This is a genomic window from Glaciimonas sp. GG7, assembly GCF_052976905.1.
On the sequence record NZ_JBRIIQ010000082.1, the window covers coordinates 1 to 16806 of the forward strand.

The 16806-nt window shown below is 52.2% G+C and carries 13 protein-coding genes, 1 pseudogene and 1 riboswitch; of the genes and pseudogenes, 6 read left to right on the forward strand and 8 right to left on the reverse strand.

What is annotated here, in order from left to right; translation table 11 throughout:
• Positions 1 to 443 precede the first annotated feature (443 nt).
• The 3 genes from ACVBEF_RS16240 to ACVBEF_RS16250 all read right to left on the reverse strand — a co-directional run bounded on the left by ACVBEF_RS16240 (position 444) and on the right by ACVBEF_RS16250 (position 3341).
• The gene (locus ACVBEF_RS16240) at positions 444 to 659 is read right to left on the reverse strand and encodes a hypothetical protein (RefSeq protein WP_447124972.1); all 216 of its coding nucleotides are present in this window, start codon (positions 657 to 659) and stop codon (positions 444 to 446) included.
• A 93-nt stretch (positions 660 to 752) separates the two neighbouring features.
• Positions 753 to 2816: a polyphosphate kinase 1 gene (gene ppk1, locus ACVBEF_RS16245; protein WP_447124973.1), complete on the reverse strand. Its 2064-nt coding sequence runs from the start codon at positions 2814 to 2816 to the stop codon at positions 753 to 755.
• A gap of 216 nt (positions 2817 to 3032) precedes the next feature.
• Positions 3033 to 3341 (reverse strand): DUF1272 domain-containing protein, encoded by a 309-nt coding sequence (locus ACVBEF_RS16250; RefSeq protein ID WP_447124974.1) that lies wholly within the window; start codon positions 3339 to 3341, stop codon positions 3033 to 3035.
• Between the two features lie 118 nt (positions 3342 to 3459).
• Between ACVBEF_RS16250 and ACVBEF_RS16255 the strand changes: the two genes are divergently transcribed.
• On the forward strand, positions 3460 to 3798 hold the full coding sequence (locus ACVBEF_RS16255; protein WP_447124975.1) for a YnfA family protein: 339 nt from the start codon (positions 3460 to 3462) through the stop codon (positions 3796 to 3798).
• Positions 3799 to 3817: 19 nt separating this feature from the next.
• Here the strand turns inward: ACVBEF_RS16255 and ACVBEF_RS16260 are convergent, their stop codons facing one another.
• Positions 3818 to 4822, reverse strand: coding sequence for a sodium:calcium antiporter (locus ACVBEF_RS16260; RefSeq protein ID WP_447124976.1), 1005 nt, complete (start codon positions 4820 to 4822; stop codon positions 3818 to 3820).
• An 86-nt stretch (positions 4823 to 4908) separates the two neighbouring features.
• A riboswitch (yybP-ykoY riboswitch) is annotated at positions 4909 to 5088 on the reverse strand.
• 259 nt (positions 5089 to 5347) lie between these two features.
• Between ACVBEF_RS16260 and lpxO the strand changes: the two genes are divergently transcribed.
• On the forward strand, positions 5348 to 6250 hold the full coding sequence (gene lpxO / locus ACVBEF_RS16265; protein ID WP_447124977.1) for a lipid A hydroxylase LpxO: 903 nt from the start codon (positions 5348 to 5350) through the stop codon (positions 6248 to 6250).
• A gap of 72 nt (positions 6251 to 6322) precedes the next feature.
• Here lpxO and fahA read toward each other — a convergent pair whose 3' ends face one another.
• The gene (fahA, locus tag ACVBEF_RS16270; RefSeq protein ID WP_447124978.1) at positions 6323 to 7615 is read right to left on the reverse strand and encodes a fumarylacetoacetase; all 1293 of its coding nucleotides are present in this window, start codon (positions 7613 to 7615) and stop codon (positions 6323 to 6325) included.
• A 50-nt stretch (positions 7616 to 7665) separates the two neighbouring features.
• The gene (gene hmgA / locus ACVBEF_RS16275) at positions 7666 to 9003 is read right to left on the reverse strand and encodes a homogentisate 1,2-dioxygenase (protein WP_447124979.1); all 1338 of its coding nucleotides are present in this window, start codon (positions 9001 to 9003) and stop codon (positions 7666 to 7668) included.
• A 315-nt stretch (positions 9004 to 9318) separates the two neighbouring features.
• Here hmgA and ACVBEF_RS16280 point away from each other — a divergent pair, with 315 nt between their 5' ends.
• The gene (locus ACVBEF_RS16280; protein WP_447124980.1) at positions 9319 to 9555 is read left to right on the forward strand and encodes a CopG family ribbon-helix-helix protein; all 237 of its coding nucleotides are present in this window, start codon (positions 9319 to 9321) and stop codon (positions 9553 to 9555) included.
• Between the two features lie 51 nt (positions 9556 to 9606).
• Here the strand turns inward: ACVBEF_RS16280 and ACVBEF_RS16285 are convergent, their stop codons facing one another.
• Together ACVBEF_RS16285 and ACVBEF_RS16290 are read right to left on the reverse strand one after the other, a co-directional pair.
• The gene (locus ACVBEF_RS16285) at positions 9607 to 11754 is read right to left on the reverse strand and encodes a TonB-dependent siderophore receptor (protein WP_447124981.1); all 2148 of its coding nucleotides are present in this window, start codon (positions 11752 to 11754) and stop codon (positions 9607 to 9609) included.
• A 52-nt stretch (positions 11755 to 11806) separates the two neighbouring features.
• Positions 11807 to 13168, reverse strand: coding sequence for a lysine N(6)-hydroxylase/L-ornithine N(5)-oxygenase family protein (locus ACVBEF_RS16290; RefSeq protein ID WP_447124982.1), 1362 nt, complete (start codon positions 13166 to 13168; stop codon positions 11807 to 11809).
• 663 nt (positions 13169 to 13831) lie between these two features.
• Between ACVBEF_RS16290 and chvE the strand changes: the two genes are divergently transcribed.
• From chvE to ACVBEF_RS16305, 3 genes and pseudogenes are all read left to right on the forward strand, one after another.
• Entirely contained in the window at positions 13832 to 14887 is a 1056-nt protein-coding gene (chvE, locus tag ACVBEF_RS16295) for a multiple monosaccharide ABC transporter substrate-binding protein (protein WP_447124984.1), read from the forward strand.
• A gap of 69 nt (positions 14888 to 14956) precedes the next feature.
• Positions 14957 to 16495, forward strand: a complete 1539-nt coding sequence (gene mmsA / locus ACVBEF_RS16300) for a multiple monosaccharide ABC transporter ATP-binding protein (protein ID WP_447124983.1) — start codon at positions 14957 to 14959, stop codon at positions 16493 to 16495.
• 1 nt (position 16496) lies between these two features.
• Positions 16497 to 16806: pseudogene (locus ACVBEF_RS16305) on the forward strand (sugar ABC transporter permease); the annotation flags it as partial.

Consider the following 16806-nt stretch of genomic DNA (forward strand, 5'->3'; position numbering starts at 1 on the left):
GCAGCGGGTGGCAAAGTCATGCAGGTAAAGAGATTGCTCGATGTCAATGGCATCGCTGAGTTTTTGATGTTTAGCATTGGTGGTATTGGGCATTATTCGATCCTTTAGCTCTGTTGAACTTCCCGTTGGTAAAACGGGGTGGGCGACAAATGACGGAGTTGAAAGACTGGGCAAAAACCAAAACCAGCAAGCCACAAGGGCTTCACCGTCACTGTCGCCCTTAGAGGCACGAACTTAGAGACCCCGGGCTGCGTTGCACAGCCCGGGGGTTTTTGCATCAGGCTTTCAAACCTGTATTCCTATGAGAGGAACGGTTGACAAGATACTCGTGCAGAAAACGGAGGTCAACCGGTAAATGGCAGTTTTTTGCGATTACAGTTTTTATACGGTTTTTTGGTTCTCAAAACAATGAATGCTCGGCAACGCAGTAATCGGTGGCGAAGTCAGGGCGGTTGTTTTTGAAGTTGTTTTTGACCTTGCAGGCGCAGCCACAGTTGCCGTTGCTTTTGAAGTTGCAGTTGCTTTTGAAGTGGCATTTGACGTACCCCGTCATATGACGCTGCCAAATTTTTAGTCGCCAGTCGGATCAGGATGATGACATGTTTGAGCGCAGCGAGTTGGTCATCAGACCCGGCTGCCGGGCCGCCCCCGGCAAGCATCAACGGAGCACATCCCGTTTCAATTACTAACCACCGAAAAATAGCGCAAACCAAGCCGCACCAAAACTGCGAACGTACAAAACCCAGCAAAACCTAAAACCGCGACAACAAATCAACCTGACTCACCAACGGATCTGCATCTCCCGGTGTAACTTTTTTATACGTCCCATCACTAGTCATATCCCAAGCCGAGGCATTGTCTTGCAAATGAATCAGCAAACTTTCTTCGATGACACGGCGTTTCAATTTGCTATCGAGTATCGGAAACGCTGTCTCAATACGTCGAAACAGATTCCGATCCATCCAGTCAGCACTCGATAGGGTCACATTTTCTTCCCCATCGGCATAAAAATAAAAGACCCGATGATGTTCAAGAAACCGGCCAATCACAGAGCGCACCATGATGTTCTCCGACAATCCGGGAACACCGGCTTGCAGCGCGCAGACACCGCGAATAATTAATTGGATTTTGACCCCGGCTTGCGAGGCGGCGTAGAGTGCCGCGATGACGGTGGGTTCCAGCAAGGCGTTCATCTTGGCGATGATGTAGCCTTGCCGTCCGGCTTTGGCGGCATCGACTTCTCTGGCTATGGATTTCAGAATATTCGCATGCAGAGTAAATGGCGATTGCCATAAGCGCTTGAGCTGCACTTGCTTGCCGAATCCGGTGAGTTGCGCAAAGACGTTGTGGACGTCTTCACAGATTTTGTCGTCGCTGGTCATTAACCCAAAATCGGTGTAGAGCCGGGCGGTGCGGGAGTGATAGTTGCCGGTACCGAGATGGACGTAACGCTTGAGTTTGGTGTGTTTTGCATGGCGTTTGCGGCGCACGATGAGCAGCATTTTGGCATGGGTTTTAAAGCCGAATACGCCGTAGACGACATGCGCGCCAACCGCTTCTAGCTTGGCGGCCCAGCCGATATTGGTTTCTTCATCAAAGCGCGCCATGAGCTCGAGCACGACGGTGACTTCCTTGCCGTTTTTGGCCGCCAGCATGAGCGCGGTCATCAGTGCCGATTCATTGCCGGTGCGGTAAATGGTCTGTTTGATCGCTAACACATCCGGATCAATCGCCGCCTGCTGCAATAGCTCTAACACCGGTTGAAAACTTTCATACGGATGATGCAAGAGGATGTCATTTTGATCGATCACGTCGAACACCGACGCGCCGGTAAAGAATGCTTTTGGCAGCACCGGCGTGTGCGGGACAAACTTCAAATCCGGCCGGTCCACCAGATCGGGCAAGGGCATCAGACGCACCAGATTGACAGAGCCATTGACGCGATAGCAATCAACTTGCTGCAAACCGTTTTGGTTAAGCAGTCGCAACACCAACGACGCAGGCGTGTCTTCGGCGACTTCGAGGCGTACTGCATTGCCGAGTTGGCGGGTCGGTAATTCGCCCTGCAAGGCTAGCCGTAAATCGGTGACTTCGTCCTCATCGACAAACAGATCGCTGTTGCGGGTGACGCGGAATTGGTAGCAGCCGCCGATGGCCAGACCGGGAAATAACTCGCCGACAAAGCGCTGCATAAAACTGCTGAGCAGCACAAAGCCGTAGGGATGACGCGAGAGTTCATCCGGCATGCGGACCAGTCGCGGCAGGGCGCGCGGAGCCTGGACGATGGCAAGTTCCGGCTCACGCCCAAAGGCATCTTTTCCGCTGAGTTTGACGGCAAAATTCAAACTCTTATTCATGACCTTGGGGAACGGGTGGGCGGGGTCTAAACCGATGGGGGTGAGGACGGGCAGTAATTCGGTTTTAAAGAATTCGTATGCCCATGCGCTTTGTTTTTCGTCCCAGTCGGATTCGGCATAGAAGACGATTCCTTCGGCATTTAATGCTGGAAGGAGGACTTGGTTAAACAGCGCATATTGACGCGCAACGAGCTGTTGGGCGCGCTCACTGATGACCGTGTAGGCGTGTTGCAGCGACATGCCGTCGGGCGTGACGCCATCGATGGCGTCGCGCATTTGCTGTTGTAGCCCGGACATGCGGATTTCGGAAAATTCATCGAGATTGCTGCTGGTGATGCAGACAAAGCGCAAGCGTTCTAGTAGCGGCACTGCAGGATCTTCGGCTTGGGCTAACACCCGTTCATTGAAGGCCAGCACGCCGAGTTCTCGATTGAGTAGGGGGAAAGTTTGAACAGTCATATTTTTCGCTACATCGTCATCAGGAATCGAAAGCTAACGTTGCCCTCTTTGGCTTGCCTGAGGCGCTGCTCGAATAATCGGGGCGATTGTAGTGGGGGAATATGACGGATCAATGACAAATGGAAAATATTAATTTTTTGCAACATCGCTATAAAAAAGCCGCACTAAAAGGTGCGGCGATGATTGTGTCGGCTTGACTTGACTGAACACTAGCCACTAGCGTTGATCTGGAGGGATGCCCTTGATCGCTGCAGAAAAAATAGCGTGCGTATCAGGCTCGACAGGCCGATGTTTGATTGTCGTGCTGGCCGGATCGCTGCCGAGGAAATTAATCGCCCTGAGATTGTTGGCCGGTCTGATCGGTCTGGGACAAAAGCCGCCGCCGCAGTTGGGACAGACATTGTGGATAACGTGCTCTACGCAGGTTGCACAAAACGTGCATTCGTACGAGCAAATAAGGGCTTCTGATGATGCTGGCGACAGGGCTTTGTTGCAGTGTTCGCAGGTGGGTCTGAGTTCAAGCATGTTTTTTTCTTGTTAGATGGTTGACTGTACATAACGAAAAAGATGGCAAGTCAGTATAAACACCCGATACCATGACGCCACCATTTATATCGCGGCATCCCTCAAGGAGATTGGTTCTATGCTCTGGCTTCCATTTGTCAAAACGTTTGGCTTGTTTGTGTTGACCGCTATCGCCGAAATAGTCGGCTGTTATTTACCGATGCTGTGGCTTAGCGGCAAAGGCTCGGCGTGGCTGCTGCTGCCAGCTGTCGTCAGTCTGAGTGTTTTCGTCTGGCTGCTCACGCTCCACCCCATGGCCAGTGGCCGGGTTTATGCGGCTTACGGCGCGGTGTATATCGCCACCGCGATTTTGTGGCTATGGAGTGTCGATGGCGTGACGCCGCGCTGGACGGATGTGCTTGGGGTGAGTCTGGCATTGAGTGGCGCGGCGGTGATTGCGATGGGGGCGCGGGCATAAACTTTATACCTGTATCTTTTTACCGAACCCCGATGAGCGCCAAGCCGGTACCAAACAGTACATACATCAGGCCGAACAGCGCTAACCGTGTGCCCGTCAACATCTGTTTGCGCAGCAATATATACAAGCCTGTGATGGACAGCATCGTGATGACACCGGCCCAGATCAATGCCGCGTCCAGCATCCAGGGCGTAAAGATCAGTACCAACGCCGTCGGAATCGTCGCCTGTATCATCATCGCGCCGCTGATATTGCTCAGCGCCAGCGTTTGCTTGCCTTGACGCACCCAGATCACGGCGTTGAGGATTTCTGGTAATTCAGTCGCAATCGGGCTCAGCAGCAAGGCCACCAAATGCGGTGAAATGCCCAGCCAGGGGGCCATTGCTTCGAGTTGGGCGACGAATAATTGGGAGCTTAAAAAGATGACGACGAGTGCCGCTAGCGTTTGAAAGGCTGCCCAGCCGAGCGCCGGTTGCGGATCATGCGGACGGAATTTCAACGGCTCCAGATCATGGACCTCGACTTCGGCCCCGTCTTCTTTGCGCATCTCGCCCCAGATATAGAGGCCGTAGGCCAACAAGAACACCAGCCCCAACCACGGCTTGAACGAAAAAGCGATCAGACCGAGGGCTATCTTAAGGATAAAAATTCCCATAAACCACGCCTGATCGCGGCTTAAACGCGCACCGTCTGCTTTCGTTAGCAGAATATTGCCGAGTTTTTTGCGGTTCAGGATAAACATCAGGCCGACCACCGCATACGCAATCGTGCTCAGCGCCAACGGACCGCCTAGTGCAGCGCCGACGCCGATATCTTTATGCGCGGCGTCACGCCCAAAAACCACCGCGACGAAAGTGACGACCGTTTCCGGCAACGCCGTACCAAACGCCGCCAGCACTGTGCCGACCGCGCTTTGGGCCACGCCGAGTCGGCGTCCGACCCATTCAATACTGTTGACGAAATATTCACAGGATAAATAAATAACAATCGCCGAACCCAGCAGCAATGCGATGGTGACGATCATGCTGAGGCCTCTTGCATGCGCAAGGGTGGTGCAGAAATGAGGGGGATTACAGATAAACAATGCGGCTTAAGCATAAGAGACATCCTGAGGACCGGGCACAGACAAATGGCACGATGTCTTGCCCGGCCGGGTAAAGACATTGCACCAATGGTCTTGCCAAACCTGACGGTCGCGTATGCCATGACGATAAGCGTCAAGTATGTTGACATACGCTCATTGCAGTGTGGTCTGTGTTGCACCATTGCAAGAAGGCTACTCCCCAAAGGAAGCCGCGATACTAGCACTAAAATCCGGGCGCTGGTGTGTCGAAAAATATTTAGGCCGGACTCTTTATGCCAAATTGCGTGAATCAAAGGGAAAACCGTCACAAACGGCTAGAATGGCGACTAAATTGATTTTATACAGATTTTTCTTATATTTTTGCCACCATCGACATTTGACGCGTTACCCGCCTTCCTGAGCGCCATTAACGTTCATTAACGTCAAACCACCCCGATACAACATTTTTCATTGGAGCGCATTGTCATGAAATGGGCAGTCATCAGCATTTTTCTTTTATCCGTTATCTACGTGCACTTTCGCGGCAAGGTACGGATGCCGTTTTTTCGCCAGTTGTTCGATCATTCGTCGATCATGGCCCCGCTCAATATCCTGATGTATTTGTTCTCCAAGGTGCCGACCAACACCGCCTATTTGCCAACCAGTACCTTCAAGGATTTAAAAATTCTGGAAGACAATTGGGAAACCATCCGCGACGAGGCGCAAGCGTTGACCGGTATGGAAAAAATCCGCGCCGCTGAAAAAAACGACGACGCCGGTTTTAACTCCTTCTTTAAAGCCGGTTGGAAACGTTTCTATCTGAAATGGTACGACGCCAGCCATCCTTCAGCCGAGCAGTTTTGCCCGAAAACGGTGGCTTTGCTGCGCCGCACGCCCAGCGTCAAGGCGGCGATGTTTGCTGAACTTGGCCCCGGTGGAAAACTTAATTTGCATCGCGATCCGTTTGCCGGATCGATGCGCTATCACCTCGGCTTGATCACGCCTAACGACGACCGTTGCTTTATCGAAGTCAATGGCGAGCGTTATAGCTGGCGCGACGGGCAGGGCGTGGTGTTTGATGAGACCTATATGCACTGGGCCCACAACGGCACCGACGTCAATCGCATCATCATTTTTTGCGATATCGAACGCCCGATGCGCTACCGCTGGGCGCAGGCGGTGAACCGCTGGCTTGGCCGTCACATGATGAGCGCGGCGGCGTCGCCGAACGAAACCGGTGACCAGACTGGTGGGATTAACAAACTGTTTCGGTTTGTCTGGGCTGCCGGGCAATACCGCAGAGCATTGAAGAAATTTAGTAAGCCGCTGTATTACGTGGTCAAGTTTGGGCTGATTGTCGGGGTTGTGGCGGCGATTATCTGGCTGTAATTGAGGAGAGTGATTATCAAAAACAGGGCGCGAAAATATCGCGCTCTGTTTTTGAATACTTGATTTAATCCGTTACCGCGCTGGCAATATCTTCCCCGTAACACTGCCAAAACCGACCCGATAACCATCGCCCTGACACCATCCGGTCATGCCGATTTCGTCCCCGTCCTCAATAAAAGTCCGCTGCGAACCATCGGCCAGCGTCAATGGCTTTTGTCCATTCCAGGTTAATTCCAGCAAGCTCCCAAACGCATCCGGCGTGCTGCCGCTAATGGTGCCGGAACCCATTAAATCACCGACTTTGGTGTTGCAACCAGAGACCGTGTGATGCGCTAACTGTTGCGCCATGGTCCAGTACATTGCTTTGAAATTGGTCTTGCAGATGGTCTGCGCATGCTGGTCAGTTTTGCTTGCGCCATTGCCCCCGCTTGCCGCCGCCTTGAGCGTCACTTCAAGCGCAATGTCATAGCCGTTATCGGTCTGCTGCTGCAAGTACGGCAGCGGTGTCGGATGTTGCGTCGGACTGGCTGTACGAAACGGTTCCAGTGCCTCCATCGTTACCACCCATGGCGAGATCGAGGTGCCGAAGGATTTACTATTAAATGGTCCCAGCGGCACGTATTCCCATTGCTGCAAATCGCGTGCGCTCCAGTCGTTGAGCAGCACCATCCCGAAAATATGCTGCTCGGCGACATCGATATCGATCGGCTCACCGAGGGCATTTGGCTGACCGATCAAAAACCCGGTTTCGAGCTCAAAGTCGAGCTTGCGCGATGGGCCGAAAATCGGCGCGTCGGCGTCGGGCAATTTCAATTGACCTTTGGGGCGATGCAGGTTGGTTCCGCTGACCACGACCGAGCTGGCGCGACCGTTATAGCCAATCGGGATATGCAACCAGTTGGGCAGCAAGGCATTGGCCGGATCGCGGAACATCGTGCCGACATTGGTGGCGTGTTCTTTGGACGAATAAAAATCCGTATAACCGGCAATCTCCATGGGCAGATGCAACGTAACTTGATCTTGCTGAAGCAGGGCGCTGGCGCGCAAAGTCGAGTTGTCGCGCAACAGCGGATTGTCGTCGCGCAGTAAGTGACTGACCATCTCACGCGTGGCGCGCCAGGTCGCGTGGCCCAATGCGACAAATTGATTCAAGCTGCCGCTGCGCAATATTTCGGAGGGGACGGGCAGTAAATCGGCGTCGGCCAGTAGCGCCAGATCAAGCACGCTCTCGCCGATGGCGATGCCAGCCCGTGGAGTGGGGTCTGCGCTGGTACTGAAGATGCCAAAAGGCAAATTTTGGATCGGAAAATGGGACTCTGGGGGTGTCGCAATAAAAGACTTCAGTGTGGGGTCGTTGGGGTGCATGAGGAACTCCGTTGTCAGGTAATGTAGACCGATTTGATCGTAGATTTGATTCAAGGCTGGCCGGTGAAATTTTTCTTTAGTCCGTGCCAGCAAGCCAGGTAGTCTTTTTGTAGCAGCGGCGTCTCCAATGCAAAACGCGTCGGATGGATCAGGTAACGGCTCTCAAACATAAACGCCAGCGTATTCTCAATGTGATGCGGCGTCAGGGGCGCGGCGCTGGCTTTCTCGAACGTTGCTGCATCAGGACCATGCCCGCTCATACAATTGTGCAAACTGCCACCGCCCGGGGCGAAGCCTGCGGCCTTGGCATCGTAGGCACCAAGGACCAGCCCCATGTATTCGCTCATCACATTGCGATGAAACCACGGCGGGCGGAAAGTATTTTCGGCCACCATCCAGCGCGGAGGAAAGATCACAAAATCCACATTCGCGGTCCCCGGCGTATCCGACGGCGACGTCAGCACGGTAAAAATCGACGGATCAGGATGGTCGAAGCTGACCGTGTTAATCGTATTAAACCGACTCAGATCGTATTTGTAAGGCGTGTAATTACCATGCCACGCCACCACGTCCAGCGGCGAATGGCCGATTGCCGCCGACCATAAGCGGCCATTAAATTTGGCAACCAACTGAAAGTTACCTTCGCGCTCTTCAAAGGCGGCTACCGGGGCTAAAAAATCCCGTGCGTTAGCCAGACCATTGGAGCCAATCGGCCCCAGTTCGGGCAACGCAAATTGCGCGCCATAATTTTCACAAATATAGCCACGCGCTTCGCCGTCCGGCAGCACCATCTGAAAGCGCACGCCACGCGGAATGACGACTATTTCACCCGGTTTGACATCGAGCACGCCAAACTCGGTGCGTGCCCGCAAACGTCCTTGCTGCGGCACGATTAACAATTCACCATCGGCGTTGTAGAAAAACCGATCCTGCATGGACCGATTGGCGGCATACAAATGGATTGCTATTCCCGTTTGCATCGCCGCATCACCATTTCCGGCTATGGTGATCAACCCGTCGATAAAATCGGTCGCCTGCTCTGAGGCAGGCAGCGGCAACGCGTCCCAGCGCAACTGGTCTGGCGAGGCTGCAACGTCATTAAACGGCCCGCTACGCAACAGCGCATGGTCTTGCAATGCAAAGGTGTGATGCATCGCACCCGGACGAATGCGATATAGCCAGGAGCGACGATTGTGCGCACGCGGGGCGGTGAAAGCGGTGCCGGAGAGTTGCTCCGCATACAAACCGTAGGCGACTTTTTGCGGCGAATTTTGGGTCAATGGCAGCGCACCGGGCAAAGCCTCGGTGGCGAAATCATTGCAGAAACCGGATTGATAGGGGATGTCGTCAGCGTCGCAGTGCGGTAACTCTGGCGTGGTGTTGGACATGTACTGTCTCCTTGAGCATTGATCGATGGGTGCGATTCTGGCTGTTATTTCAGCCGAAATAAAGTGCCTTCGCGCATTATTTTCAAGCTTTTCGTTATTATGCGCTTCGCCCAAATTGCGCAATTTGAAAATAGGGTTGTGGAGTTGCCGATTTGAAAATAAAGAGCGACGCCCTAAGACGTCGCTCTTTATTTTTTCGTGCTTATTAATTACGCCTTTAGGATGCATGCACCTTCGCTAACAACTGCAGATGCGAAAGAGCATGCACGGGCAAAGCGGTCTTATGATTACTCCCATTCATTGTTAAACATTATTATGAAAACAGCCACTATCGATGCCCGCGTCTCCGGCGACCTCAAAGATGTCGTCATTCAACTGTCTGCGCTGTCAGGCCAGTCGGTGTCAGCCATCACGGAACAGACGTTGCTGGCATACATGGCTTGGCGCGTGCCGCAAATGCATGATCTGAAGCAGGCGATTGCAGCGGCTGAGCGCGGCGAATTTGCCTCAGACGATGAGGTCGCTGACTTCTTTGCACGATATGGTGTGTAGTCGTCCAAGTCTGGCATGTCGCCCAACACCACTAAGCCCAGCGTCGTCTCTTTAGAAACTAAACTCCGCACTAGCCCGCAAAGTACGCGGCGCGCCTTGCACCAGGAACCCGTTCCAGCTCCCTAACCAATATTTTTCATTGGCCAGATTATCCAGATTCGCCCGGAAAGTAACATCCTTGCCGCCAACCTTAGTCTTATAACGTGCACCTACATCAAACAGTTGGTAGCTGCCGATGATGTGCGCGTTGTTGCTCTCCAGCGCTTGCTTGCCAACATAGCGCGTGCCGCCCGACAAGGTCAGGCCGGTGACGCCAGGGACTTTATATTCGGCTTGTAAGGCTGCCGTAAAGTTGGCGACATTGTTGGCGCGCTTACCGTCCACTTCCGGGTCGTCACTTTTGTTTTTACTGTTCATCAGTACGGCGCTGGCCATCAAGCCCCAGTCGCGGCCCAGCTCGATCCGACCGGCAATGTCCAGTCCTTGATAGGTCAGTGCGCCGCTCTGCTCAAAAATATTGTTGCTATTGGTGAACTCGAGGCCGCGCTCAATGCGGAACAGCGCTGCCTCGGCAGACCAACCCTGTCCTTCTTTTTTAACGCCGATTTCATATTGTTTGCTTTTCAGGGGGGCAAACGTTTGTTCGTAGTTTTCCGTGCCCAAAGGCGCGACACCACCTTGCTGTAGCGACTCAACGTAGCTGGTGTAGTAAGACACTGACGCCTCCGGTTTCCAGATCATCGCCAGGGTGGGCGACAACGCCGTTTTGTCATAGGTTGTATCGACTACGCCTTTAACGTAGGCGCGCTGGCGAAATTTGCTGTAGCGCAGACCGATGATAGAACTCCATTGCGGCGTCCATTGAATGGTGTCGCTCATGAAGACCCCGATATTGCGGGTGTCCGATCGCTTCAGTACGTGGTCTTTATCTACCGCCAGGCCGGGATTGGGGAAAGAGGTCTGGCGGTTAAAGTTGCCGACACCCAGAAAATCATCGCTGAAATCACCGTTGCCGCGTTCTACCTGTTGCATATCGGCACCAAAGGTCAGGGTATGGCCTATGCTGCCGGTCTGCAATTTTCCAGTGAATAACAGATTGGCCGAATCGCTGTCTTGCGTGCTGTACCAGCGGTAGAGGGTTTCGTTGTAGTTGCCTGAGTTGTCAACCACTCTGAGTGCACTGTCATAGGTGGTACGGGTTTGTCGCATGCTGCGTAAGCCGACGCGCATATCCCAGTCTGGCGCAAAGCTCCATTTCACTTCTGTGCCCACGGTTGCCATCGTGGTTTCGTGGGTGGTGAAATCCTGACTCAGCCGTCGGCTGCCATCGACCGGACCAGGCATTGCCACGTCTTTGGCCAGCGTCAGGGAAAAAATGGAGCCGTGGACTTTGCGCCGTTGATACAAGCCATCGAGCGTCCACACCAGATCCGGCGTGATTTGTACGTCAAAAGCAGCCGATATCGAGTCCCGCTTAATCGGTGCATCCAGATACGTGTCGCCGCCTTCGTGGACGGCATTCACACGCAAGCCATAGCGATCGTTTTCCCCAAACCGTCGGCTGATATCGGCGGCGACTTTATATTGCGATTGGGTGCCATAACTGATCGTCGCGTCCGTGACCGGGGTTTTGGTTGCGCGCTTAGTCTGATAATTAGCGATCCCGCCGGGTGAGCTGAAACCGTACATAAAGCCCGATAAGCCTTTCAGAATTTCAATCTGCTCAAAGTGCTCCAGCGGCAAATCGGTTTGCCACATCACCGCGTTAAGGCCATCTATTTTGAAGCCATTGAGGGTATCCAACGCCAGTCCGCGAATCGCAATCTGCGCGCTTTCTCCTGAAATATTATTGTTGAGCGCCGTGACCGAGGCGTCGCCTTTGAAGGCGTCCGAGATCGAAGTCGCTTGCTGATTGGCGATGTATTCCTTGGTCGCTACGCTGATCGAAAACGGTGTGTCGAGCAATTCTTTGGTGCCTAATGCACCGCTGCTGCCGACGTAGGCGCGATAACTGGGCAAAGCGCTGTTTTCTTTTTCTGCCACCACGTTCACCGCCGGTAATTCTGTTTCTGCGGCATTGGCGTAGAGCGGAGCCGACAAGGTCAGCAACGCGATTGCCAGCGGCGTCATGCGCATTCTCGGGCTGAAAATATGACGATGGATGTGGTTAGTGCGATTACGGTTAAACGGTTTCTGCATTGCATCTGCTCCCTTGTGTTATCAGTTATCGGTCATCAAGATTAAAAAATAGTTAAACAGCAGCATGAAGAGATGGTTGGCCCGATGGCTTAACGGCTTCAATCGGACAACTATTGTCAGAGCGTTGTCTGTGCTTATCGAAAAGCGATTCCAGAATGTCGACCGACCGCACCGCGAGCACAGAGAGCAAGGTGTCGCTTAAGCCGTGGCTTTCCTCGCAACAGCCTTGCAGATAAATGTTGGGTAAAAAGTCCGGCGTGGTGCGCAGGCAGTAATCGCGTTCAACGTCATAGCCGTCGATGTAGTCAGCGATCCCGCCCAATAAGCGCTTGTGATCGTCGCGGCGATAGCCGGTTGCCAGCACAACGGCGTCAAAGCCTGCTGTTTCGGCGTCATCCTCGCTATGGGCGTCTCGCAGTCGGAGTGCTATGGCATCACTTTTCAGATGCACCGCCGTCACCTCTTTTGCGGCTAACACGGCATGGCGTTTGACGCCGCTGACTTGCTGTTGATACAGCAGCATATAAATTTTTTCGATCAAATCGAGATCGACAACCGCGTAGTTGGTGCTACGAAATTTTTCCAGCGTGGCGCGACGTTGTGCCTGCGGTTGCCCATAGATCAAGTCGGTGAATTGCGGACTGAAAATTTCATTCACAAAGGGGCTATCGTCAGATGGCATCAATGCCTCGCCACGAGTAATGAGGGTGACCTCGGCGGTGTCGAAACGGTTCACCAGGTCCATGAATATCTCGGCCCCGCTCTGGCCGCCGCCGATGACAGCAATGCGACGCGGGACGCCCTTGGTCTGTACCAGTGAGGCCATCTTCTCCAGATAATGCGCTGCATGGAATACGCGCGCGTCCGGCAGGCGAAGGGCATGGTCAAAGACCGCCGGGATGTTCGGCACGCCGCCGATGCCAAACACCAGATTGCGCGTTTGGCGGGTATGGGTGCGACCGCTGACATCGACCGAATGGACTTTTAAGCGTGCAATCTTGGCTCCCTCTTTCACCGGTTCGATCTCGATCACTTCTTCGCCGTAACGACAACGCAGGTCGAAATGGCCCGCGGCCCAGCGCAGATAGTCGTTGTACTCAATCCGGGACGGGAAAAAACTCTTCAGATTGATAAAGTCTCTGAGGCGGCCTTTTGTATGCAAATAGTTGATAAACGTAAATTTGCTGGTCGGGTCGCGCAAGGTCGCCAAATCCTTGAGGAAGGAAATCTGCATATCGCTGCCTTCGAGCAGCATGCTGCCGTGCCAGACAAATGCCGGTTTTTTCTCTATATAACAGTGACTGATACCGGCCCCGCCAAAGCGGGTTTGCTCTTCTATGGCTACTGCGATGGCCAAATTCGATGGGCCGAAACCGATGCCGATAAAGTCGTACTCAATGGGGGAAATATGCATATTCAACCTCTTGCCGGGAGTGGGGGCGAGCATGCACGCTTGGCTGCGGTCATCTCGCTGGTACCAAACAGGACGAATGGTTGATGGAAATATTTAGGTTGGGAACTAAGTTGAAAACTGAGCTGGAAACGGCAAGCATTGCCACGTGGAAATAAATGCAGCCTTTGCGCTTGCCAGACAGGCTAGCCGCAGTTTTCAGCGGTCTGTCGGGGAGGGGAGTCTCATATCAAAATTGATATCGAAATTGATATCAAAATGGATATCAATTGCGTTAAAAAAGTGATTGGTCAGGGAGCGCAACAATTTTTACACTAAGACGGCTGTTGAATGGAGGCTGTTGTCGGCTTATTACTGGTTTGGTTCTGTATTATCGATATCAAAACAAGTATTGATTTTGTAAAATAATTCATTTGTTTGGTATCGCTAATATTTGTAATATAGCCATCATCAAGCAATAAAGTCGCTGAAAAACGACGCTGATAAGATGCTGGTCTATGCATAATTGACAGCAGCAATCATTCAATAAGTTGATTAAGTTATAAAAGGCGTTATTCTTCGTCTGTTACAAAACTAGCAATAAACGTCATATAAGTTCGCAGCACCACAATAACTAAATAGTGAAATAACTACAGGAGATGAGTTGTGATGAAAATTAAAGCCACGATGTTGGGATTGATGATTGGTCTGATCGGCGTCGCAGCCGTTGTAACAGAGGCAAGCGCCCAGGACAAGGGAACGGTCGGTATTTCTATGCCGACAAAATCATCGGCGCGCTGGATTGCCGATGGTGACAATATGGTCAAGGTCTTTAAAGAAAAAGGCTACAAGACCGATCTGCAATACGCAGAAGATGACATTCCAAATCAATTGGCGCAGATCGAAAACATGGTTACCAAAGGCGCAAAAGTCCTGGTAATCGCCGCCATTGACGGCACTACGCTATCGGATGTATTGCAAAAAGCGGCTGACAAGGGCGTCAAAGTCATTGCTTACGATCGTCTGATCCGCAACTCGAAAAACGTCAACTACTACGCTACTTTCGATAACTTTCAAGTCGGTGTTTTACAAGCCAGTTACATTGAAAAAGCGCTGGGTCTGAAGAGCGGCAAAGGCCCGTTCAATATCGAATTGTTTGGCGGCTCTGCTGACGATAACAATGCGTTCTTCTTCTACAACGGCGCTATGTCGGTGTTGAAGCCTTATATCGATAGCGGCAAGCTGGTCGTGCGCAGCAAACAGATGGGCATGGAGAAGGTGTCCACGCTACGTTGGGATGGTGCTGTAGCGCAAGCGCGGATGGATAATCTGCTTAGCGCGTACTACACCAATGCCCGTGTTGACGCTGTGTTGTCACCATACGATGGCTTGAGTATCGGTATTCTGTCGTCACTCAAAGGCGTCGGTTACGGTACACCTAAATTGCCTATGCCGATCGTGACCGGACAAGATGCCGAGATCCCTTCGGTAAAATCGATCATCCGCGGCGAGCAAAGCTCAACCGTCTTTAAAGATACGCGTGAGCTGGCTAAAGTAACGGCCGGTATGGTTGATGCAGTGCTGACCAACAAAACTCCGGAAATCAACGATACCAAGACCTACAACAACGGCGTCAAAGTTGTTCCTGCGTTTCTGTTGAAACCGGTCATTGTTGATGTGTCGAACTGGAAGCAAGTATTAGTCACCGGTAGCGGTTATTACACCGAAGCCCAAATCAAGTAATGCATTTGGCAGCCGCAGAATCGGCGCATTCGATTCTGCGGCATTCTGGTGACGATAAGAGGTAAATAGATGGAAACGATCCTTGAAATGCGAGGAATCCAGAAAACATTTCCGGGCGTCAAGGCGCTCGATAATGTCAATCTGAAAGTGCGTAGCGGTGAGATTCACGCCCTCGTTGGCGAAAACGGCGCAGGAAAATCGACCTTAATGAAAGTCTTGAGCGGTGTGTTTCCACATGGTTCATATAGCGGCGAAATTCATTTTGAAGGTCAGGAACGCCAGTTCAAAGGCATTCACGATAGCGAAAAAATCGGCATCATCATCATTCATCAAGAATTAGCTTTAGTCCCCTTATTATCGATTACCGAAAATATTTTTCTCGGTAACGAGCAAGCCACCAACGGTGTCATCGATGCTGCTTTGTCGTACAACAAAGCGCGCGAATTACTCCAAAAAGTCGGCCTCAAAGAATCCCCCGCCACGCTCATCACCAATTTGGGCGTAGGCAAGCAGCAACTGATTGAAATTGCCAAAGCGCTCTCCAAAAAAGTCAAATTGCTGATTTTGGATGAGCCTACCGCCAGCCTGAACGAAAGCGACAGCGATGCACTGCTGGAGCTGTTGTTGGAACTCAAGGCGGAGGGTATTTCTTCGATCCTGATTTCGCACAAACTCAACGAGATTTCCAAAGTCGCCGATTCGATCACGATTTTGCGTGACGGCACCACCGTCGATACGCTCGATTGCCATAAAGAAGTCATTAGCGAAGATCGCATTATTCAGAATATGGTTGGCCGCGAAATGGCGGACCGCTATCCAAAACGCACGCCAGAGATCGGCGAGACCATCTTTGAAGTCAAAGATTGGCGCGTACATCATCCGCTGCACGCTGAGCGCGAAGTGATCAAGGGCGTAAATTTCTACGTCAAAAAAGGCGAAATCGTCGGCATTGCCGGACTCATGGGCGCAGGGCGCACTGAACTGGCGATGAGTATTTTCGGACGGACTTACGGCAAACGGATCAGCGGTAAGGTGTTTTTGCGTGGCAAGGAAATTGACGTCGGCACGGTCCAAAAGGCGATCAATCACGGTATCGCCTATGTCACCGAAGACAGAAAAGGCTACGGCCTGATTCTGGAAGAAGACATCAAGAAAAATATCACCCTGGCCAATCTCGATGGCGTAGCCGACATGATGGTCATCGATGAAGGGCGCGAGTTTAAGGTCGCGACCGAGTATCGCGGCAAGTTGCGTATTCGTTGCGCCAATGTGTTTCAAAAAGTCTTGAATTTGTCCGGCGGCAATCAGCAAAAAGTGGTGCTCAGCAAATGGCTGTTTTCTAATCCGGATGTCTTGATTCTGGATGAACCGACGCGCGGGATTGACGTCGGTGCCAAGTTTGAGATTTATAACATCATCAGCCAGCTAGCGGCTGAGGGCAAATGCATCCTCATGATCTCGTCGGAAATGCCGGAATTGCTCGGCATGTGCGACCGGACTTATGTCATGAACGAAGGCAATTTTGTCGGTGAATTTTTGGCAGGCGATGCCTCACAAGAAAAAATTATGCGTGCAATAGTCAAAAACGCAAAGATTGGAGATAACTAATATGAATCAACCTGTCGCTGCCGCAGAGGCGTCATTACAAGCGCCTGGGGATTACGCCGGTTTCATGAAAAAGAACATGCGCGAATACGGCATGCTGCTGTCGTTGATCGCGATCATGGCGTTCTTCCAGTACATGACCAACGGCACGTTGATGCGTCCCTTGAATCTGACCAATCTGGTGCTGCAAAACAGCTATATCGTCATCATGGCGCTAGGTATGCTGATGGTGATTGTAGCCGGGCATATCGATTTGTCGGTAGGGTCAGTGGTCGGTTTTGTCGGCGCGCTGGCCGCCGTGTTGATGGTCAATC